Origin of the sequence: Pseudomonas sp. GD04015, assembly GCF_029837675.1 — a bacterium.
Taxonomy (GTDB): Bacteria; Pseudomonadota; Gammaproteobacteria; order Pseudomonadales; family Pseudomonadaceae; genus Aquipseudomonas; species Aquipseudomonas paralcaligenes.
The window spans coordinates 64,290-83,245 of record NZ_JAOEEE010000018.1 but is presented as its reverse complement, the minus strand read 5'-3'; the positions used below and the strand labels follow the sequence as shown (position 1 = coordinate 83,245).

General features: G+C 68.2%; 19 protein-coding genes. 14 read left to right on the top strand and 5 right to left on the bottom strand.

What is annotated here, in order from left to right:
- Positions 1–30 precede the first annotated feature (30 nt).
- The 4 genes from N7640_RS16120 (at position 31) to rluB (ending at position 3,026) form a co-directional block, all read left to right on the top strand.
- Positions 31–729 (top strand): ScpA family protein, encoded by a 699-nt coding sequence (locus N7640_RS16120; protein ID WP_279905622.1) that lies wholly within the window; start codon positions 31–33, stop codon positions 727–729.
- Positions 730–1,512 (top strand): SMC-Scp complex subunit ScpB, encoded by a 783-nt coding sequence (gene scpB, locus N7640_RS16115; RefSeq protein ID WP_279905605.1) that lies wholly within the window; start codon positions 730–732, stop codon positions 1,510–1,512.
- Positions 1,513–1,590: 78 nt separating this feature from the next.
- Positions 1,591–1,776 carry a DUF1289 domain-containing protein gene (locus tag N7640_RS16110; protein ID WP_220812824.1) on the top strand — a complete coding sequence of 62 codons (186 nt, stop codon included), beginning with the start codon at positions 1,591–1,593 and terminating at the stop codon, positions 1,774–1,776.
- Between the two features lie 92 nt (positions 1,777–1,868).
- Complete coding sequence (rluB, locus tag N7640_RS16105) at positions 1,869–3,026, top strand: 23S rRNA pseudouridine(2605) synthase RluB (protein WP_279905603.1); 1,158 nt, start codon at positions 1,869–1,871, stop codon at positions 3,024–3,026.
- A gap of 147 nt (positions 3,027–3,173) precedes the next feature.
- On the opposite strand, the gene N7640_RS16100 is transcribed toward rluB, so the two are convergent.
- The 3 genes from N7640_RS16100 to N7640_RS16090 all read right to left on the bottom strand — a co-directional run bounded on the left by N7640_RS16100 (position 3,174) and on the right by N7640_RS16090 (position 5,056).
- Positions 3,174–3,953: an OmpA family protein gene (locus N7640_RS16100; RefSeq protein ID WP_220813643.1), complete on the bottom strand. Its 780-nt coding sequence runs from the start codon at positions 3,951–3,953 to the stop codon at positions 3,174–3,176.
- Positions 3,954–3,972: 19 nt separating this feature from the next.
- Positions 3,973–4,353 carry a DUF4398 domain-containing protein gene (locus tag N7640_RS16095; protein WP_220813642.1) on the bottom strand — a complete coding sequence of 127 codons (381 nt, stop codon included), beginning with the start codon at positions 4,351–4,353 and terminating at the stop codon, positions 3,973–3,975.
- 358 nt (positions 4,354–4,711) lie between these two features.
- Complete coding sequence (locus tag N7640_RS16090) at positions 4,712–5,056, bottom strand: pilin assembly protein (RefSeq protein WP_279905601.1); 345 nt, start codon at positions 5,054–5,056, stop codon at positions 4,712–4,714.
- Between the two features lie 184 nt (positions 5,057–5,240).
- On the opposite strand from N7640_RS16090, the gene ppc reads away from it, so the two are divergent.
- From ppc to N7640_RS16055, 7 genes are all read left to right on the top strand, one after another.
- On the top strand, positions 5,241–7,877 hold the full coding sequence (gene ppc, locus N7640_RS16085) for a phosphoenolpyruvate carboxylase (RefSeq protein ID WP_279905600.1): 2,637 nt from the start codon (positions 5,241–5,243) through the stop codon (positions 7,875–7,877).
- 159 nt (positions 7,878–8,036) lie between these two features.
- Positions 8,037–8,684: an adenylate kinase gene (gene adk / locus N7640_RS16080; protein WP_220813639.1), complete on the top strand. Its 648-nt coding sequence runs from the start codon at positions 8,037–8,039 to the stop codon at positions 8,682–8,684.
- Between the two features lie 166 nt (positions 8,685–8,850).
- On the top strand, positions 8,851–9,534 hold the full coding sequence (tsaB, locus tag N7640_RS16075) for a tRNA (adenosine(37)-N6)-threonylcarbamoyltransferase complex dimerization subunit type 1 TsaB (protein WP_279905599.1): 684 nt from the start codon (positions 8,851–8,853) through the stop codon (positions 9,532–9,534).
- 90 nt (positions 9,535–9,624) lie between these two features.
- A complete protein-coding gene (locus N7640_RS16070; protein ID WP_279905598.1) occupies positions 9,625–9,969 on the top strand; it encodes a hypothetical protein in 345 nt (114 codons plus the stop codon).
- A gap of 85 nt (positions 9,970–10,054) precedes the next feature.
- Positions 10,055–10,912, top strand: a complete 858-nt coding sequence (locus N7640_RS16065) for a DUF72 domain-containing protein (protein WP_279905621.1) — start codon at positions 10,055–10,057, stop codon at positions 10,910–10,912.
- Between the two features lie 60 nt (positions 10,913–10,972).
- On the top strand, positions 10,973–11,797 hold the full coding sequence (locus N7640_RS16060; protein ID WP_279905596.1) for an isocitrate lyase/phosphoenolpyruvate mutase family protein: 825 nt from the start codon (positions 10,973–10,975) through the stop codon (positions 11,795–11,797).
- Positions 11,798–11,804: 7 nt separating this feature from the next.
- Positions 11,805–12,494: an extensin family protein gene (locus N7640_RS16055; protein WP_279905594.1), complete on the top strand. Its 690-nt coding sequence runs from the start codon at positions 11,805–11,807 to the stop codon at positions 12,492–12,494.
- Here the strand turns inward: N7640_RS16055 and N7640_RS16050 are convergent.
- Positions 12,491–13,021: a hypothetical protein gene (locus N7640_RS16050; RefSeq protein ID WP_279905592.1), complete on the bottom strand. Its 531-nt coding sequence runs from the start codon at positions 13,019–13,021 to the stop codon at positions 12,491–12,493. The genes N7640_RS16055 and N7640_RS16050 overlap by 4 nt on opposite strands.
- A 71-nt stretch (positions 13,022–13,092) precedes the next feature.
- Between N7640_RS16050 and N7640_RS16045 the strand changes: the two genes are divergently transcribed.
- A complete protein-coding gene (locus N7640_RS16045; protein WP_279905590.1) occupies positions 13,093–13,872 on the top strand; it encodes a class I SAM-dependent methyltransferase in 780 nt (259 codons plus the stop codon).
- Positions 13,873–13,878: 6 nt separating this feature from the next.
- Here N7640_RS16045 and N7640_RS16040 read toward each other — a convergent pair whose 3' ends face one another.
- Entirely contained in the window at positions 13,879–14,517 is a 639-nt protein-coding gene (locus N7640_RS16040) for a TetR/AcrR family transcriptional regulator (RefSeq protein ID WP_279905588.1), read from the bottom strand.
- Between the two features lie 94 nt (positions 14,518–14,611).
- On the opposite strand from N7640_RS16040, the gene N7640_RS16035 reads away from it, so the two are divergent.
- Positions 14,612–15,715: an efflux RND transporter periplasmic adaptor subunit gene (locus N7640_RS16035; RefSeq protein ID WP_279905586.1), complete on the top strand. Its 1,104-nt coding sequence runs from the start codon at positions 14,612–14,614 to the stop codon at positions 15,713–15,715.
- A 3-nt stretch (positions 15,716–15,718) separates the two neighbouring features.
- Complete coding sequence (locus N7640_RS16030; protein ID WP_279905584.1) at positions 15,719–18,790, top strand: efflux RND transporter permease subunit; 3,072 nt, start codon at positions 15,719–15,721, stop codon at positions 18,788–18,790.
- Positions 18,791–18,956: the final 166 nt, after the last annotated feature.

Sequence of the window (18,956 nt, the reverse complement as noted above, 5' to 3'; positions counted from 1 at the left end):
CCGCTGGACCTGTACATCCCGCCGGACGCCCTGGAGGTCTTCCTCGAAGCCTTCGAAGGCCCGCTGGACCTGCTGCTGTACCTGATCCGCAAGCAGAACATCGACATCCTCGATATCCCGGTGGCCGAGATCACCAAGCAGTACATGGGCTATGTCGAGCTGATGAAGTCGGTGCGCCTGGAGCTGGCCGCCGAGTACCTGGTGATGGCCGCCATGCTGGCCGAGATCAAGTCGCGCATGCTCCTGCCGCGTTCGTCCGAGATCGAGGAAGAGGAAGACGACCCGCGCGCCGAGCTGATCCGCCGCCTGCAGGAATACGAGCGCTACAAGGCCGCCGCCGAGGGGCTGGACGAGTTGCCGCGGGTCGGCCGCGACATCAACGTGCCGCGCCTCGACGCCCCCGAGGCACGGGCGCGCAAGCTGCTGCCGGACGTCAGCCTGGAAGAGGTGCTGCTGTCCATGGCTGAGGTGCTGCGCCGCGCCGACATGTTCGAGAGCCACCAGGTGACCCGTGAAGCCTTGTCCACCCGTGAGCGCATGAGCGAGGTGCTGGAGAAGCTCAAGGGCGCCGGTTTCGTGCCTTTCGTCGCGCTTTTCGCCGTGGAGGAGGGGCGCCTGGGCGTGGTGGTCACCTTCATGGCGGTGCTCGAACTGATCAAGGAACAACTGGTGGAACTGGTGCAGAATGAGCCCTTCGCACCCATCCACGTCCGCGCCCGAGCCGAATAGATGAACCTGAACGACCCCAAGGAACTCGCTTCCCTGCTGGAAGCCTGGCTGCTGGCCCAGGGCCGGCCGCTGTCGCTGGAGCGCCTGGGCGAGCTGTTCGAGGAGGGCGAGCGGCCGGAGCCCGCACAGATCCGCGAGGCGCTGGACGTGCTGCGCCTGTCCTGCGAGGGGAGGGCCTTCGAACTGAAGGAAGTGGCCTCCGGCTACCGCCTGCAGGTGCGCGATAAGTTCGCCCCCTGGGTCGGCCGCCTGTGGGAGGAGCGCCCGCAGCGCTATTCCCGCGCGATGCTCGAGACCCTGGCGCTGATCGCCTACCGCCAGCCGATCACCCGCGGCGAGATCGAGGACATCCGCGGCGTGGCGGTCAACAGCCAGATCGTCAAGACCCTGCAGGAGCGCGACTGGATCCGCGTGGTCGGCTACCGCGACGTGCCGGGCAAGCCGGCCATGCTCGCCACTACCCGCGCCTTCCTCGACTACTTCAACCTGAAGAGCCTGGAAGAACTGCCGCCGCTGGCCGTCCTGCGCGAACTGGAACCTGAGCCTGTGCTGGCGCTGGATGACGACATGCCGGTGCCGGCTGCGCTGCAGGCCAGGGTGGATGCCGAGGGGGAAGAGCAGGAGGCGGCCGAGCCGCGCGAGGAAACCAGTTTCCGCAGCCTGCTGGTCGAACTGGACCAGATGGAACAGGGCCTGAAGATCGACTTCGACGACCTGCCGCGGACCGAGGAGCAGGAAGAGGGTCAGGGCGAGACGCTGGATGCCGGCGATTCCCTGCATTGACCGGATTGAGACTTTCAATCCTGGCCCGACTTCGTTCCGTCCTATGCTGGCGACGCCTTTTCCCGACAGGTTGGCGCCATGAGCAAGAGTCCCTGCATCAAGGTCTGCGAGTTCGACGACGACATCTGCGTCGGCTGCGGCCGCAGCAAGCGCGAGATCAAGGCCTGGAAGAAGCTCGACAAGGCCGAGCGCTTCGCCCTGCTGGCCGAGGCCGACCTGCGCCTGCTGGCTTTCGAGGCCACCGGACGGCGCAAGAGCCGCTGAGCGGTCTATAGTCAGTCGGCCGTGCGCGGTCGCGGCGTTCCGCGTATGATGCGCGGCCTTTTTCATCCTCAGTTACACCGGGAGGTGCCCAGATGAGTGAATCCGAATTCGAACCCCGTCCCAGCGGCGAGAAGCTGCAGAAGGTCCTGGCCCGCGCCGGCCTCGGCTCGCGCCGCGACATCGAGCAGTGGATCGCCGACGGCAGGGTCAAGGTCAACGGCGCCGTGGCGACCCTGGGCGCCCGGGTCGAGGCCCGCGACGCCATCAGCGTCGACGGCCAGCTGCTCAAGCGCGAAGATGCCCAGGTGACCCGCCGCGTGCTGATCTACAACAAGCCGGAAGGCGAAATCTGCACCCGCGACGATCCGGAAGGCCGGCCGACCGTGTTCGACCGCCTGCCTCGCCCGAAGGAGGGCCGCTGGATCAACATCGGCCGCCTCGACATCAACACCACCGGCCTGCTGCTGTTCACCACCGATGGCGAGCTGGCCAACCGCCTGATGCACCCCTCCTACGAGATGGACCGCGAATACGCCGTGCGCGTGCGTGGCGAGGTCACCGAGGAGATGATCGAGCAGCTCAAGGCCGGCGTGATGCTGGAAGACGGCCCGGCCAAGTTCACCGATATCCAGGAAGCGCCCGGCGGCGAAGGTTTCAACCATTGGTATCACTGCGTGGTGATGGAAGGTCGCAACCGTGAGGTGCGCCGCCTGTGGGAGTCCCAGGGCGTGGTGGTCAGCCGCCTCAAGCGTGTGCGCTTCGGCCCGGTGTTCATGACCTCCGATCTGCCGATGGGGCGCTGGCGCGAAATGGGCCAGCGCGAGGTGGACATTCTCAGCGAGGAGGTCGGTCTCAAGCCGGTGGCCCTGCCGGCGATGAAGGAAAAGACGCGCGAGAAGCTCGATCGCCTGCAGCGCAAGGCGGCCAAGCCGCTGGGTCGCGGTGAGCGGACCAAGCGTGTGCTGCGTCCTTCCCATGAGGGCGCCGAGGCCGCTGGCCAGCCGCCGCGTCCCGCCCGTGCGCCGCGAGGCGAGGATCGCCCGCAGCGCGCTCCGCGCAAGCCGTCGGGCGAGCATGGCAGCCGTGGCACGCCGGTGGCCGAGCGGCCGTCCGAGGTGAACAAGAAGCGCGCTCCGCGTCCGGCCGTGGAACTGGCCGACCGGCCGGCCCGCAAGCCGCGCCCGGCCACGCCGAGCAAGCGTCCGCCAGCGGGCGACGGCCAGCGCCCGGGCTTTGGCCGCAAGCGCTGATCGTCAGCCGTAGGGTGCGCTGCGCGCACCGGCGCCATGTACGGGCTTGCTGGTGCGCATGGCGCACCCTACAGCAGCGCCTAGAGTCATAGCCAACAAAAATCCGATGCCGGGGAGCCCGGCATCGGATTTTTTTACGGCTCCGATTTACAGCCTGGCGCGGGGCGCAACCGGACCCTGGCCGTGGGCGATGGTGACTTCCACCCGGCGATTCAGCGTGCGCGAATCGGGGGTGTCGTTGCTCGCCACCGGGTAGTCCTGGCCGAAGCCGTGGGTGGTGATGCGGCGCGGGTCGACGCCCATGGCCACCAGGGCGCTGCGCACCGAGTCGGCACGGGCCTGGGACAGGCGCAGGTTGTGGTCGCGGGTGCCGGTGCTGTCGGTGAAGCCTTCCACCATCACCTGGCGGTCCGGGTTCTGCAGCAGGTAGTTACCCAGTTCCTGCACGTTGCGCATGCCGGCGCTGGTGAGCTGCGCGCGGTCGATCTCGAACAGCACGTCGCCCAGGGTCACCACCGAGCCACGCTCGGTCTGCTTGGCCTGCAGGTGCTTGAGCAGGATATCGACCTGCTGGTTGCGGGCATCCAGTTGGGCCTGGGTGCGCTGGGCCGGCGCGGACTTGAGCGCTTCCTCGGCGTTCTTCTGCAGGATGGTTTCCTTGGCCACGTCGACACGGCGGCTGGCCTGGTAGGCCAGGTGGTCCACCTGCACGGTCTTCTGGCCGGCATCGTAGGCCTGGTTGGCGCGGTTGAGCATTTCCTGGGCCTCGCGGGTTTCCACGCCGGCCAGGCTCAGGGCCTGCGGATTGGCCTGCAGCTCGGCGTATTCGGCGCGGGCCTTTTCCAGGTTGGGGTTCGGGTCGTGGGCACAGCCTGCCAGGAACAGGGCCAGCGCGGAGAGGGTCAGCAGATTGGTCGTACGGTTCATGAGTGTCGGTCCTCCATGGTCACTGCACGATGATCGGGGTGCGCGAGCCTTCCTCGCGGATCTGCCGAACACCCTGCTGGGCGTCCTCCAGGCTCCGCTGGGCCTTGCTGGCGAGGGCGCGACGCTCGGCGACGCGGGCGTCCGCCTCGGCCTGCTCGATCAACCGGCGAGCCTGCTCGTACTCCTGATCCTGGATCAGCAGCTGGGCCTGGCTCATCTTGTCCTGCGCGGCCTTCATGTCGGCGGGCGCGTATTCGGGGCCACCGGCCACCTCGGCGCTGCGGATGACCGCGTTGGCAGAGGCGAGCTGCTCGGTGGGTGGGTTGCCGGCACAGCCGGCCAGAACCAGCCCGCTACCGAGGGTCAGTGTGAGAAGAAGCGTTCTCGGGCTCTTTTTCATGGTTCAAGCTCCATGCAGTCCATTGAAGTTGCCTACCGGATGCGGCTTGATCGGCGAAGAAGCCTGCCAATCGCCCGGTCTAGTGGTGTGACTTCCTTCTCAAAACGAATGTTCAAGGTTTTTTCCCGGCTATGTCCCCGTTGGTTGTTGCACACCTTGTGGGAGCGGCTTCAGCCGCGAAGTTCGCGGTCAATCGGAATGCCGCCCAGCCGCCCCTACAAAGCAGGCTTGCGCCACCAACACGTATTTTTCCGGTCACGAGAGATGCTCGGTGCAGAACGCCGGATACGGAGGCAGGAGGGACTAAGAGGGGAGGGTTGTGGTGCCGCATGGCCCGGAAGGCCCGCGACACCTGCGCTCAGTGCTGGGTGTTGTCGTTGCGTTCGGTCATCTGCTGCAGGTACTTGCGGGCCAGGGCGAGGAAGCGAGGCGTGGGGCCGATGTCCTCGTACAGCGGGTCGCCCTGCTCGTCGGTGGCGACCACCTTGTTGCCCTTCACGTAGGGCAGGCTGGCTTCCAGTTCCTCCAGGGCCGCGCCGATCAGTTCGGCGAGCAGTTCCTCGGCGCTGCGCTTGGGATACATCTCGGCCAGCGCCGCCAGGCGTGCCGCGGATTCCAGGTCGAGGTGGATGTGGTACTGGCTCTGGGTCAGGCGACCCTTGGCGTTCTGCTCCCAATGGCGGGTGAGTTCACGGATCTTCATATGTACCTCTGCTGGGCGGATAACCTCCGGATGCCGCGCACGGCCCGGATACGGGCGCTCCCGACGCCCGTAGGGTTCAGACTAGCTCGCCAGCGTTCCGGTAGCGGCCGTTCGTCGTGTGCTTGTAAGAATGGGTCGCCCTGTGCAAGCTGGACGCCTCTATCCCGAGGCGGAGAGAAGGTCCATGGCGGAGATCGATGCGCGTCTGCGCGAAGAGGTTCACCTGCTCGGCGAGCTGCTCGGCGACACCATCCGCAACCAGTTGGGCGAGGCGTTCCTCGACAAGGTCGAGCTGATCCGCCAGGGCTCCAAGGCCGGGCGCAAGGGCTCGTTGGCCGGCGAGCAGCAGTTGCGCGAGACCCTGGACGGGCTCAGTGACGACGAGCTGCTGCCGGTGGCGCGGGCCTTCAACCAGTTCCTCAACCTGGCCAACATCGCCGAGCAGTATCACCGCATCCGCCGCCATCACGCCGATGAGGTGCAACCGTTCGACGACCGGGCGCTGGCGGAGCTGCTGCAGCGCCTGGTGGCCGCCGGGCACAAGCCGGATGCGCTGGCCCGCCAGCTGGGCCGCCTGGACATCGAACTGGTGCTCACCGCGCACCCCACCGAGGTGGCGCGGCGCACCCTGATCCAGAAGTACGACGCCATCGCGGCGCAACTCGCCGCACTCGATCACGTGGACCTGTTGCCGGCCGAGCGCGACCAGGCGCAACTCCAGCTGCGCCGGCTGATCGCCGAGGCCTGGCACACCGAGGAAATCCGCCGCAGTCGGCCGAGCCCGGTGGACGAGGCCAAGTGGGGCTTCGCGGTGATCGAGCATTCCCTGTGGCAGGCCCTGCCCAGTTTCCTGCGCAAGGCCGACCAGGCCCTGCGGGACGCCTGCGGCCTGCGCCTGCCTCTGGGCGCCGCGCCGGTGCGCTTCGCCTCCTGGATGGGCGGCGACCGCGACGGTAACCCCAACGTCACCGCCGAGGTCAGCCGCAAGGTGCTGCTGCTGGCGCGCTGGATGGCGGCCGATCTCTACCTGCGCGATATCGACCGGCTGGCCGCCGAGCTGTCCATGCAGCAGGCCAGCGACGAACTGCGCCTGCGCGTCTGCGTGCATCCCGAGCCCTATCGCGCCGTGCTCAAGCAGTTGCGCGAGCGCCTGCGCGCCACCCGCGCCTGGGCCGAGGCGGCGCTGGACGAGGAGGTCGCGCCCGGCCCCGAGGTGCTGCACGACAACCGCGAGCTGCTGGAGCCGCTCGAACTCTGCTACCACTCGCTGCACGCCTGCGGCATGGGCGTGATCGCCGAGGGCGAACTGCTCGACTGCCTGCGCCGGGCTGCCTGCTTCGGCCTGTTCCTGGTGCGCCTGGACATCCGCCAGGACGCCGCTCGCCACGCCGCGGCCATGGCCGAGATCACCGATTACCTGGGGCTGGGCAACTACGCCGAGTGGGACGAGGACCAGCGCCTCGAATTCCTCCTGCGCGAGCTGGACAGCCGTCGCCCGCTGCTGCCTCCGCAGCACCAACCTTCGGCCGAGACCGCCGAGGTCCTGGCCACCTGCCGGGTGATCGCCGCCGCGCCGGCGGCTTCGCTGGGCACCTACGTCATCTCCATGGCCGGCGCGCCGTCCGACGTGCTGGCGGTGCAGCTGCTGCTCAAGGAGGCCGGGCTGCGGCGGCCGATGCGGGTGGCGCCGCTGTTCGAGACCCTGGCCGACCTGGACAACGCCGGCCCGGCCATCGACCGCCTGCTCGGCCTGCACGGCTACCGCGCCCGCCTGCACGGGCCGCAGGAAGTGATGATCGGCTATTCCGACTCGGCCAAGGATGCCGGCACCACGGCCGCGGCCTGGGCCCAGTACCGGGCGCAGGAATCGCTGGTCGAGATCTGCCGCCGGCACCAGGTGGAACTGCTGCTGTTCCACGGTCGGGGTGGCACGGTGGGGCGTGGCGGCGGCCCGGCCCACGCGGCCATCCTGTCGCAGCCGCCGGGCTCGGTGAGCGGGCGCTTCCGCACCACCGAGCAGGGCGAGATGATCCGCTTCAAGTTCGGCCTGCCGCGACTGGCGGAGCAGAACCTCAACCTCTACCTGGCCGCCGTGCTGGAGGCGACCCTGCTGCCGCCGCCCGCGCCGGAGCCGGCCTGGCGCTCGGCCATGGACCGCCTGGCCGCCGATGGCGTCGCCGCCTACCGCGCCGTGGTGCGTGAGCATCCGCAGTTCGTCGAGTACTTCCGCCAGGCCACACCGGAACAGGAGCTCGGCCGCCTGCCGCTCGGCAGCCGCCCGGCCAAGCGCCGCGCCGGCGGGGTGGAGAGCCTGCGCGCCATTCCGTGGATATTCGCCTGGACCCAGACGCGGCTGATGCTGCCGGCCTGGCTGGGCTGGGAAACCGCGCTGGCCAAGGCCCTCGAAGGCGGCGGCAAGGGGCTGCTGGAGGACATGCGCGAGCGCTGGCCGTTCTTCCGCACCCGCATCGACATGCTGGAGATGGTGCTGGCCAAGACCGACCCGGCGATCGCGTCGTTGTATGACGAACGCCTGGTCGAATCCGGATTGCGACCGCTGGGTGCGCATTTGCGCGACCTATTGTCGCAGTGCCGTTCCATGGTGCTGGGCCTGACCCATCAGTCGGAGCTGCTCACCCACAGTCCGGAGACCCGCGAGGCGATCACCGTGCGCAATATCTACCTGGACCCGCTTCACCTGCTGCAGGCCGAGCTCCTGGCCCGCTGCAGGCAGCGCGAAAGCCCTCTGGACAGCCCTCTGGAGCAGGCGTTGCTGGTCAGCGTGGCGGGGATCGCAGCAGGGCTGCGCAACACTGGCTGAGGCCCCGCCGACTCCGACTTTCGGTGGCTTGTGCGTCACCGAAGCGCTGTGTATTGTGGCCCTCCTTTTGGCCGCTCAGTGACGCCGAAACCCAATATTGAGATTGGCCCCACGAGGCGAATCCGACGACTTTCCTGTCTTTTCTTGAGGAGCACTTCGATGCGCGTGATTCTGCTGGGGGCGCCCGGTGCCGGCAAAGGTACCCAGGCTGGTTTCATCACCAAGAAGTTCGGTATTCCGCAGATCTCCACCGGCGACATGCTGCGTGCCGCGGTCAAGGCCGGCACCGAGCTGGGCCTGCAGGCCAAGAGCGTGATGGATGCCGGCGGTCTGGTCTCCGACGACCTGATCATCAACCTGGTCAAGGAGCGCATCGCCCAGCCGGACTGCGCCAACGGCTTCCTGTTCGACGGCTTCCCGCGCACCATTCCCCAGGCCGAGGCCATGAAGGAAGCGGGCGTGACCATCGACAACGTGATCGAGATCGCCGTCGACGACGAAGAGATCGTCCAGCGCATCGCCGGTCGCCGCGTGCACGAGGCCAGCGGCCGCGTGTATCACGTGGTCTACAACCCGCCGAAGGTCGAGGGCAAGGACGACGAGACCGGCGACGAGCTGGTCCAGCGCAAGGACGATACCGAGGAGACCGTGCGTCATCGCCTGTCCGTCTACCATTCCCAGACCAAGCCGCTGGTGGACTTCTACCAGAAGCTGGCCGCCGCCGAAGGCACCCCGAAGTACAGCGCCATCGCCGGCGTCGGCTCGGTGGAAGAAATCACCGCTAAGGTGTTTTCGGCCCTCAGCTGATCGGCTGACCGCTCCGCCCAACGGCCCGCCCATGCGGGCCGTTGTGCTTTCTACCGGGTGCATGTGGGAGCGGCCTTGGCCGCGAAGCCCTTGTGTCGCGGCCAATCGGAACCCCGCCCAGCCTCGGGTATAATCGCCGCCTTTTTCTGCCCGACCGGATGCCCCGATGACCACCCTGCTGGCCCTGGATACCGCCACCGAAGCCTGCTCCGTCGCCTTGCTGCACGATGGCAAGACGCTCAGCCACTACGAGGTGATCCCGCGCCTGCACGCCCAGCGCCTGCTGCCCATGGTGCAGGACCTGCTGGGCGAGGCCGGGGTTGCTCTGTCCGCGGTCGATGCCATCGCCTTCGGCCGCGGGCCCGGCGCCTTCACCGGGGTGCGCATCGCCATCGGCGTGGTGCAGGGCCTGGCCTTTGCCCTGGACCGGCCGGTGCTGCCGGTTTCCAACCTGGCCGTGCTGGCCCAGCGCGCCCTGCGCGAGCACGATGCCCGGCAGGTGGCCGCGGCCATCGACGCGCGCATGGATGAGGTGTACTGGGGCTGCTACGTCGCCGAGCAGGGCGAAATGCGCCTGCAGGGCGTCGAAGCCGTGCTGGCGCCGGAGAGGGCGGAGCTGCCCCGTGGCGCCGCAGGCGACTGGTTCGCCGCCGGCACCGGCTGGGGCACCTACGGCGCGCGCATCGGGCTGACGCCCAGCGGCCGCGACGACGCCATGCTGCCCCACGCCCTGGACCTGCTGACCCTGGCGACCTTCGCCTGGGCGCGTGGCGAGGCGCTGCCGGCCGATGAGGCGCAGCCGGTCTACCTGCGGGACAATGTGGCCACGCCCAAGGCGTCCAAGCCCTAGACTTCGCCTTCCGTCCGCTGACGGGCCAGGCAAATTGCCATTTTTTTCTGGCGCCGCTAAATTGCCATCCACGTATCCCGAGCAGTAATCATGCGTATCGACGGCTTCTCATCCTCCTATCCGCTGGACCGCAGCCCCCGCCCGGGCAGCTCGGTCACGCCTTTGCGCGAGACACAGCGCGAGGTCGAGCAGCGCCAGGAACAGCCGGTTTCACCGTCGTCCACCCAGGGTTACGAACAGCTCGCCCAGCCGCGGCGCGTGCAGGCCAGCAACGCCAGCAGCGACAGCCTGCCGGCGCGGTTCCAGGAAAGCCTCTCCCAGCAGCGCGGTTTCAGCGCCAAGGCTAACCAGGCCCTGGCCGCCTACGGCAACACCGCGGGCTACACCGAAGAGCGCGACGCCAGCGAAGTCCTCGGCCTCGACCTGTACGCCTGAGCCTCAGGCGGCGGTCGGATATGCACTCCCTGGATAGCCGATGACCCTCCGAGATTCCTCGTCCGACGCCTCCGGCGCGGCCCCCATGCCGTACTTCCTCGGCTGTCCTTCCTGGAACGAGCCGGCCTGGCGCGGCAGCTTCTATCCTGCCGGCCTGCGCCCCGCCGACACCCTGAGCCACTACGCCGCCACCTTCAATACGGTGGAGGGCAACACGACCTTCTATGCCCGCCCGGCGCTGGCGACCGTGCTGCGCTGGGCCGAGCAGATGCCCGTCGGCTTCCGCTTCTGCGCCAAGCTGCCGCGCGATATCAGCCACGAGGGCGACCTGCGCGACCACTTCGGCGCCACGCTCGACTTCCTCCGGCTGCTGCAGCCGCTCGGCGAGCGGGTGGCGCCGCTGTGGCTGCAACTGCCGGCCAGCTTCGGCCCGACCCGGTTGAGCGAGCTGCTGGCCTGGCTCGACGAGTTCTCCAGCCGTGCCATCGCCGTCGAGGTTCGCCATCCGGCCTTCTTCGCCAAGGGTGACGAGGAGCGCCTGCTCAACCGCTGCCTGCAGGAGCGGAGCGTGGAGCGCATCTGCCTGGATTCGCGAGCCCTGTTCGCCTGCACCTCGCGCGATCCGGCGGTGCTCCACGCCCAGTCGAGGAAGCCACGCCTGCCGCTGCGCCCAGCTGCGTTCAGCGGCAGCCCGCAGGTGCGCTTCATCGGCGGGCCGGACCTGGACGCCAACCAGCCGTTCCTCGAACCCTGGCTGGACAAGGTCGCGGCCTGGATCGAGCAGGGCCTGGCGCCCCATGTCTTCCTGCACACGCCGGACAACCACCTGGCCGCCGCTCAGGCGCTACGCTTCCACGAGTGCCTGGCCCAGCGCCTGCCGGGGTTGCCGGCGCTGGCCCCGGCGCAGGTTGAACCGGAGGTCGAGCAGCTCGGTCTGCTCTGACAGGGGCCGCTCTTCCGGACGGCCGGTCCATTTCCTTCACTCGGCGCAAGGAGCAGCAACATGAGTACGCAGCGAGAGCGTGGCGAAGCCTTCCGTGACCTGCACCTGGGCGAGGGGCTGCTGGTCCTGCCCAATCCGTGGGATGCCGGCTCGGCGAAGATGCTTGCCCGGCTCGGTTTCCAGGCGCTGGCCACCACCAGCGCCGGGCTGGCGTTCTCCCTGGGGCGGCGCGATGCCGAGGGCGCGGTGAGCCGCGACGAGTGCCTGGCCAACGCCCGCGCCATCGTTGAGGCCACGCCGCTGCCGGTGGCGGCCGACCTGGAGAACGGCTACGGCGACGCGCCGGAGGACTGCGCCGCGACCATCCGCCTGGCCACCGAGGCGGGGCTTGTGGGCGGTTCCATCGAGGACGCCAGTGGTCGCGCCGACACACCCATCTATCCCCTGGAGCTGGCCGTGGAGCGCATTCACGCCGCGGTGGAGGCGGCCCGGTCGCTGGACTTCCCCTTCACCCTGGCGGCCCGCGCGGAGAACTTCCTGCATGGCCGCGCCGACTTGGACGACACTATTCGCCGCCTGGTGGCCTATGCCGAAGCCGGCGCCGACGTGCTCTACGCGCCCGGACTGCGCAGCCGCGACGAGATCAAGGCGGTGGTCCAGGCGGTGGCGCCCCGGCCGGTCAATGTGCTGGTCGGCTCGCCGAACCTGCGCCTGTCCCTGGCCGAACTGGCGGACCTGGGCGTGAAGCGGGTCAGCGTGGGTTCCAACCTGGCGCGGGTGGCCTACGGCGAGTTCTTCCTCGCCGCCGGCGAGCTGGCCCGTGGCAGCCTGGCGGCGATGGGCGAGGCCATGCCGTTCGACGAGATCAACGACCTGTTCGGCTGACGGCGGCATGTGGCGCGCCTTCTGGCTGCTCCTGCTGTCGGCCCTGATCGGTGCGCCGCTGGCCGTCTACCAGGGCTGGTTGCAGGTGCCGCCGGACTGGAATCCCTGGGCACCGCTGGATGTTCGGCGGCCGCCCAACCTGCTCACCGGCTACAAGCTGATGCGACTGCAGCAGGAGCCCGAGCTGTGCCGGCTGGCGCTGGACAGCAGTGTGCTGCGCTATACGGCCGTGGCGGACAGCGAGCCCGCCGCGGGCTGCGCCGTGGAAAACGCCGTGCACGTGCAGGGCGCCGGGGTGCAGCTCAGCTCCGGCTTCCTGGCCAGCTGCAAGCTGGCGGTGGCCTACGCGCTGTTCCAGGAACACGGCCTGCAACCGGCGGCGCGCGAGGTATTTGGCCAGCCGGTGGCGCGGGTCGAGCACCTGGGCAGCTTCGCCTGCCGCAACATCGGCACCAGCCAGCGGCGCAGCCAGCACGCCACGGCCAATGCGCTGGACATCGCCGGATTCCGCCTGAAGGACGGCAGGCGCATCAGCGTGGTGCGGGACTGGGGCGGCGAGGGCAAGGAGGCGCTGTTCCTGCTCCGGGTGCGCGACGCCGCCTGCGACAGCTTCAACGTCACCCTGGGGCCGGACTACAACGCCGCCCACCGCGATCACTTCCACCTGGACATGGGGCTGTTCCGCATGTGCCGCTAGCGGTTCGCCGGGAGCAGTTCCTGGCCCGTCGCGGTAGATGCCAGCAGGGCGATGCCGCCATAGGCACCCAGGGCGTGGCGGGTGTCCCGGGGCGCCGCCGTGGCGACGATCTGGCTCCGGCTGCCGGCGTTCTCCAGGCGGGACAGGCGCCATTGGCGAATCAGGTCGTCCTCGTCCGCCGCGCTGTCGTGGAGTGAGTCGGACGTTGTGGCGAAGGCATCGCCGGCCAGCTCCAGCGTCAACGGGTCGAGCATGGGGCCGCGGCGGTATTCACTGACGCCGAGCTGCCATTCGCGCTGCTGCAGCGTCTGGCGGAAGCCTTCGAGCCAGGCATCGGTGGCCGCGTGGTCGGACTCCAGCCGTTCGGTGGAGATGACTTCGGGGGCACCCTCTACGGGAGTCGTGTCCTTCGGCAGCAGGGAATCGAGCAGGCGCTGGTAGTCGAAGGCTTCGCGCAGGCCGGCTTCCCACTGGCGTTCCAGCAGGAAGTTGCGTTGGGCGGGCAGGGCGACGAGCTTCGAGGACATCGGTGCGGTCTGGCAGAATAGGCGGCTATTTCCCTTATCGGCCGCGCGCCGGTTCCTTTGAGCGATTTCCCATGAGCGACCAACCCGCCGTCACCCGCATCCGTGTCGAGGCCCTGCAGCCCGCGTTCGCCGAAGCTGCCAGCCGCTGGGCCGAGCGTCTCGGCCTGCCGCTGGAGGGCGAGGCGGAGTTCGCCGTGCAGTTGGGTGAGGAGGGGTTGCAGCTGGTCGAGCTGGGGCCGCAGGTGCCGGGGCCGGTGCGGGTGGATTTCGTTGAGGGGGCGGTGGCCCACCGGCGCCTGTTCGGCGGCGGCAGCGGGCAGATGATCGCCAAGGCGGTGGGCGTGCAGCCTGGTGTGCGTCCTCACGTGCTGGACGCCACCGCCGGGCTCGGGCGCGACGCCTTCGTGCTGGCCAGCCTGGGTTGCGAGATGGACCTGATCGAACGCCAGCCGATCATCGCTGCGCTGCTCGAGGACGGCCTGGGGCGCGCCCGGGACGATGCCGAGGTGGCGCCCATCGCCGCGCGCATGCGCCTGCACCGGGGCAACGCCATCGAGCTGCTGCGCGGCTGGCAGGGCGAGCCGCCCCAGGTCGTCTATCTCGACCCGATGTTCCCGCACCGGGACAAGAGCGCGCTGGTGAAGAAGGAAATGCGCCTGTTCCGCCCGTTGGTGGGCGACGATCTCGATGCGCCGGCGCTACTGGAAGCAGCTCTGGCCCTGGCCAGCCACCGGGTAGTGGTCAAGCGTCCGCGCAAGGCGCCGATCATCGAAGGGGCCAAGCCGAGCTATGCGCTGGAAGGCAAGTCCAGCCGCTACGACATCTACCCGAAGAAGGCGCTCAAGCCCTAACCGTAATCAGCGGCGATAGGCGCGCAGGAATATCTCGACCACTTCCCGCACGTGGGCCTCGGTCTGCGCGTCGTCCGGCGCCTGGCCGACACCCATCAGCACGCGGAAGTGGATGCCGCCCTTGATCATGCAGAAGAAGTGCTCGGCGGCGTGGACGGGGTTGTCCACCTGCAGCTGGCCACTGGCGTCGGCCTGTTCGAGCAGATGGCGCATGGCGTCGATCACCCGCTGTGGGCCCACGTCGAAGAACAGCTGCGACAACTGTGGGTTCTGCGTGGCGAGCGAGATCATCAGGCGGTGCAGGGCCAGCGACTCGTCGCTGTTGATCAGCTTGCTGAAGCCCCGGCCGATGGCGCGCAGGGCGTCCTCGACGGAGCCACCCGGGCGCAGCTCGAAGATCAGCGGCGGCAGCTGTTCCTCGCACTTCGACTCCACCGCGCAGGCGAACAGGTTCTCCTTGTCGGTGAAGTGGCTGTACACGGTGAGCTTGGACACGCCGGCCCTGGCGGCGATGGCATCCATGCTGCTGCCGTCGTAGCCGTTCTCGATGAACAGGTGCTTGGCGGCCTCCAGGATGGCCTGGCGCTTGGCGGGGTCCTTGGGGCGTCCGGGCCCGCTGGAAGGCTGCAATGATTTGTCGGACATCAGGCTCTTTTAATACTGGACTGGTGAGTTCGCTATTTTTACTATACCGGCCAGTATAAGTATTCCAAGCTACTTTTGCGAAAGGTCGCCCGCCATGCTTCGCCATGCCCTGTCTCTCGCTGTACCGCTTTCCCTGATTTCCCTGCTCGCCGCCTGCGGCAATGGCGAAACCGTCGAGGCGCCGGTACGTCCGGCGATGGTGGAGCATCCGTTGCCGGCGGCCAACGCGGTGGATACCTATCCCGGTGAGGTGCGGGCGCGCTTCGAGCCCGAGCTGGCGTTCCGCATCGGCGGCAAGATCGCCAAGCGCCTGGTGGACGCCGGCGACCGGGTACGCAAGGACCAGTCGCTGGCCGAACTCGATCCGCAGGACGTCCGGCTGCAGTTGGAGGCCGCGCGGGCCCAGGTCAGCGCCGCCGAGGCCAACCTCAAGCTGGTTCGTTCCGAGCGCGATCGCTACAAGAAGTTGCTCGCCCGCCAACTGATCAGCCAATCGCAGTACGACAACGTCGAGAACCAGTACCGGGCCGGTGAGGCCCGTCTGAAGCAGATCCGCGCCGAGTTCGACGTGGCCAGCAACCAGGCCGGCTACTCCGTGCTGCGCGCTTCCCAGAGTGGCCTGATCGCCCGTCGGCTGGGCGAGGTGGGGCAGGTGGTGGCCGCCGGGCAGACCGTGTTCACCCTGGCCGCCGACGGTGAGCGCGAGGTGCTGATCAGCGTGCCCGAGCACGCCCTGGAGCGCTTCCGCATCGGCCAGGATGTCAGCATCGAACTGTGGTCGCAGCCCGGCAAGCAGTTCCCCGGCCGCATCCGCGAGCTGTCCCAGGCCGCCGACGCGCAGTCGCGCACCTTCGCCGCCCGCGTGGCGTTCAACGATGCGGCGGTCAAGGCCGAGGTAGGGCAGAGCGCCCGCGTTGAGATCAGGGCTGATGGCGACGTGCCACTGTCCGTGCCGATGTCCGCCCTCAGTGCCGAGAAGGACCAGCCCTTCGTCTGGGTGGTCGACCCCAGCGAATCCAAGGTGGTGCGCACGCCGGTCCGGGTGGGCGCCTACGGGCAGGAGCGCGTGTCGATTCTGGAAGGCCTGAAGCCCGGCGACTGGGTGGTTTCCGCCGGTGTGCACGTGCTGCTCGACGGCCAGGAGGTACGGCCGGTGGATCGCGACAACCGTATGGTCGCACTGGCAGGCAAGGAGTAAGCCATGTCCTTCAACCTGTCCGAATGGGCGCTGCGCAACCGCAGCGTCGTGCGTTACTTCATGCTGGTGCTGGCGGTGATCGGCGCGCTGTCCTACACCAAGCTGGGCCAGAGCGAGGACCCGCCCTTCACCTTCAAGGCCATGGTGATCCGGGTCGACTGGCCGGGCGCCACCGCCGAGGAGGTTTCCCGGCAGATCACCGAGCGCATCGAGAAGAAGGTGATGGAAACCGGCGAGTACGAGTTCGTGAACTCCTATTCGCGGCCCGGCGAGTCGGTGGTCACCTTCATGGCCCGCGACTCCATGCATTCCAAGGATATTCCCGAGCTCTGGTACCAGATCCGTAAGAAGGTCAGCGACATTCGCCACACTCTGCCGCCGGGCATTCGCGGCCCGTTCTTCAACGACGAGTTCGGCACCACCTTCGGCAACATCTACGCGCTGACCGGCGAGGGCTTCGACTACGCCGTGATGAAGGATTACGCCGACCGCCTGCAGCTGCAGTTGCAGCGGGTCAAGGACGTGGGCAAGGTCGAGCTGATCGGCCTGCAGGACGAGAAGATCTGGATCGAGCTGTCCAACGTCAAGCTGGCCACCCTGGGCCTGCCGCTGGCCGCCGTGCAGCAGGCGCTGGACGAGCAGAATGCGATCAGCTATTCCGGTTTCTTCGAGGCGCCGACCGACCGCGTGCCGCTGCGCGTGTCCGGTCGCTTCGAGACGGTGGAGCAGATTCGCGACTTCCCCATCCGCGTCGGCGACAGGACCTTCCGCATCGGTGACGTGGCCGAGGTGCATCGCGGCTTCAACGATCCGCCCGCGCCGCGCATGCGCTTCATGGGGCGCGACGCCATCGGCATCGCCGTGTCGATGAAGCAGGGCGGCGACATCCTCGCCCTGGGCGAGACCCTGCAGCGCGAGTTCGCCCGCATGCAGGAGACGCTGCCCGTGGGCATGGAACTGCACAAGGTGTCCGACCAGCCGGCGGCGGTGAAGACCGGCGTGGGCGAGTTCGTGCGCGTGCTGGCCGAGGCGCTGATCATCGTGCTGCTGGTCAGCTTCTTCTCCCTCGGCATCCGCACCGGCCTGGTGGTGGCGCTGTCCATCCCGCTGGTGCTGGCCATGACCTTCGCGGCGATGTACTACCTGAACATCGGCCTGCACAAGATTTCCCTGGGCGCGCTGGTGCTGGCGCTGGGCCTGCTGGTGGACGACGCGATCATCGCCGTGGAGATGATGGCGATCAAGATGGAGCAGGGCTACGACCGGATCAGGGCGGCCAGCTTCGCCTGGACCAGCACGGCCTTCCCGATGCTCACCGGCACCCTGATCACCGCGGCCGGCTTCCTGCCCATTGCCACCGCCCAGTCCGGCACCGGCGAGTACACCCGCTCGATCTTCCAGGTGGTGACCATCGCGCTGGTGGTGTCGTGGATCGCGGCCGTGGTCTTCGTGCCCTACCTGGGCGACCGGCTGCTGCCGGACCTGGCCAAGCTGCACGCGAAGAAGCACGGCGGCAATCCGGACGGCCACGATCCGTACTCCACCACCTTCTACCAGACCGTGCGCGAAGTGGTGGAGTGGTGCGTGCGCCGGCGCAAGACGGTGATCCTGGTGACCGTGGCGCTGTTCGTCGCCTCCATCGTGCTGTTCCGCTTCGTGCCGCAGCAGTTCTTCCCGGCCTCGGGCCGCCTGGAGCTGATGGTCGACATCAAGCTCACCGAGGGCTCGTCGCTCAAGGCCACCGAGGAACAGGTCAAGCGCCTGGAGGCCAGGCTCAAAGACCACCCCGGCATCGACAACTACGTGGCCTACGTCGGCACCGGTTCGCCGCGTTTCTACCTGCCGCTGGACCAGCAACTGCCGGCCACCCGTTTCGCCCAGTTCGTGATCCTGGCCAAGAGCATCGAGGACCGCGAGAAGGTGCGCGGCTGGCTGATCGACGTGATGAACGAGGACTTCCCCTTCGCCCGCACCCGCGTCTCGCGCCTGGAGAACGGCCCGCCGGTCGGCTTCCCGATCCAGTTGCGGGTCAGCGGCGAGCACATCGAGGAGGTACGCGACATCGCCCGTCAGGTGGCGGCCAAGGTGCGGGAGAACCCCAAGGTCTCGAACGTGCACCTGAACTGGGAGGAACCGAGCAAGGTGATCTACCTGGACATCGACCAGGATCGCGCCCGCGCCCTGGGCGTGACCAGCGCCGACCTGTCGCGCTTCCTGGAGAGTTCGCTGACCGGCTCCAGCGTCAGCCTGTTCCGCGAGGACAACGAGCTGATCGAGATCCTCCTGCGCGGCACCGTGCGCGAGCGCCAGTCGCTGGAGCAACTGCCGAGCCTGGCCGTGCCGACCAGCAACGGCAAGAGCGTGGCGCTGTCGCAGATCGCTACCCTGGAGTACGGCTTCGAGGAGGGCGTGATCTGGCGTCGCGGCCGCCTGCCGACCGTCACCGTTTATGGCGACATCTATGGTCACGAGCAGCCGGCCAGCCTGACCAAGGAGATTCTGCCGACCCTCGAATCCATTCGCGCCGAACTGCCCAGCGGCTACCTGCTGGAAGTAGGCGGCACGGTCGAGGACTCCTCGCGTGGGCAGAAGTCGGTGAACGCCGGCATCCCGCTGTTCATCTTGGTGGTGCTGACCCTGCTGATGCTGCAACTCAAGAGCATGTCGCGGGCGGCCATGGTGTTCCTCACCGCGCCGCTGGGCCTGATCGGGGTGACCCTGTTCCTGCTGGTGTTCCAGCAGCCGTTCGGCTTCGTCGCCATGCTCGGCACCATCGCCCTGTCCGGGATGATCATGCGCAACTCGGTGATCCTGGTGGACCAGATCGAGCAGGATATCGCCGCTGGGCACGACCGTTGGCACGCCATCATCGAGGCCACGGTGCGGCGCTTCCGGCCCATCGTACTGACCGCCCTGGCGGCGGTGCTGGCGATGATCCCGCTGTCGCGCAGCGTGTTCTTCGGGCCGATGGCGGTGGCCATCATGGGTGGCCTGATTGTCGCCACGGCGCTGACCCTGCTGTTCCTGCCGGCGTTGTATGCGGCCTGGTTCAGGGTCAAGGAGGTGCAGCGCTAGGCGCTGCGAATGGAGGAGGTCCGGCTTGGGCTGTGATGCTGTTCACTGAAGGCTATGGTCCTTGAGGCCGTTGTGTGCCGCTTCTGTGGGAGCGGCCTTGGCCGCGAAGCTTTGTTGTCGGTCCTGTTCGCGGACAAGTCCGCTCCTACAGGGCTGAGTTCACAAC

Coding starts and splice junctions, on each gene's coding strand:
- N7640_RS16030 (WP_279905584.1), top strand. CDS start 15,719: ATGTCCTTCAACCTGTCCGAATGGGCGCTGCGCAACCGCAGCGTCGTG.
- scpB (WP_279905605.1), top strand. CDS start 730: ATGAACCTGAACGACCCCAAGGAACTCGCTTCCCTGCTGGAAGCCTGG.
- ppc (WP_279905600.1), top strand. CDS start 5,241: ATGGCGGAGATCGATGCGCGTCTGCGCGAAGAGGTTCACCTGCTCGGC.
- adk (WP_220813639.1), top strand. CDS start 8,037: ATGCGCGTGATTCTGCTGGGGGCGCCCGGTGCCGGCAAAGGTACCCAG.
- N7640_RS16065 (WP_279905621.1), top strand. CDS start 10,055: ATGCCGTACTTCCTCGGCTGTCCTTCCTGGAACGAGCCGGCCTGGCGC.
- N7640_RS16035 (WP_279905586.1), top strand. CDS start 14,612: ATGCTTCGCCATGCCCTGTCTCTCGCTGTACCGCTTTCCCTGATTTCC.
- N7640_RS16050 (WP_279905592.1), bottom strand. CDS start 13,021: ATGTCCTCGAAGCTCGTCGCCCTGCCCGCCCAACGCAACTTCCTGCTG.
- N7640_RS16090 (WP_279905601.1), bottom strand. CDS start 5,056: ATGAAGATCCGTGAACTCACCCGCCATTGGGAGCAGAACGCCAAGGGT.
- rluB (WP_279905603.1), top strand. CDS start 1,869: ATGAGTGAATCCGAATTCGAACCCCGTCCCAGCGGCGAGAAGCTGCAG.
- N7640_RS16095 (WP_220813642.1), bottom strand. CDS start 4,353: ATGAAAAAGAGCCCGAGAACGCTTCTTCTCACACTGACCCTCGGTAGC.
- N7640_RS16110 (WP_220812824.1), top strand. CDS start 1,591: ATGAGCAAGAGTCCCTGCATCAAGGTCTGCGAGTTCGACGACGACATC.
- N7640_RS16100 (WP_220813643.1), bottom strand. CDS start 3,953: ATGAACCGTACGACCAATCTGCTGACCCTCTCCGCGCTGGCCCTGTTC.
- N7640_RS16060 (WP_279905596.1), top strand. CDS start 10,973: ATGAGTACGCAGCGAGAGCGTGGCGAAGCCTTCCGTGACCTGCACCTG.
- tsaB (WP_279905599.1), top strand. CDS start 8,851: ATGACCACCCTGCTGGCCCTGGATACCGCCACCGAAGCCTGCTCCGTC.
- N7640_RS16040 (WP_279905588.1), bottom strand. CDS start 14,517: ATGTCCGACAAATCATTGCAGCCTTCCAGCGGGCCCGGACGCCCCAAG.
- N7640_RS16070 (WP_279905598.1), top strand. CDS start 9,625: ATGCGTATCGACGGCTTCTCATCCTCCTATCCGCTGGACCGCAGCCCC.
- N7640_RS16045 (WP_279905590.1), top strand. CDS start 13,093: ATGAGCGACCAACCCGCCGTCACCCGCATCCGTGTCGAGGCCCTGCAG.
- N7640_RS16055 (WP_279905594.1), top strand. CDS start 11,805: ATGTGGCGCGCCTTCTGGCTGCTCCTGCTGTCGGCCCTGATCGGTGCG.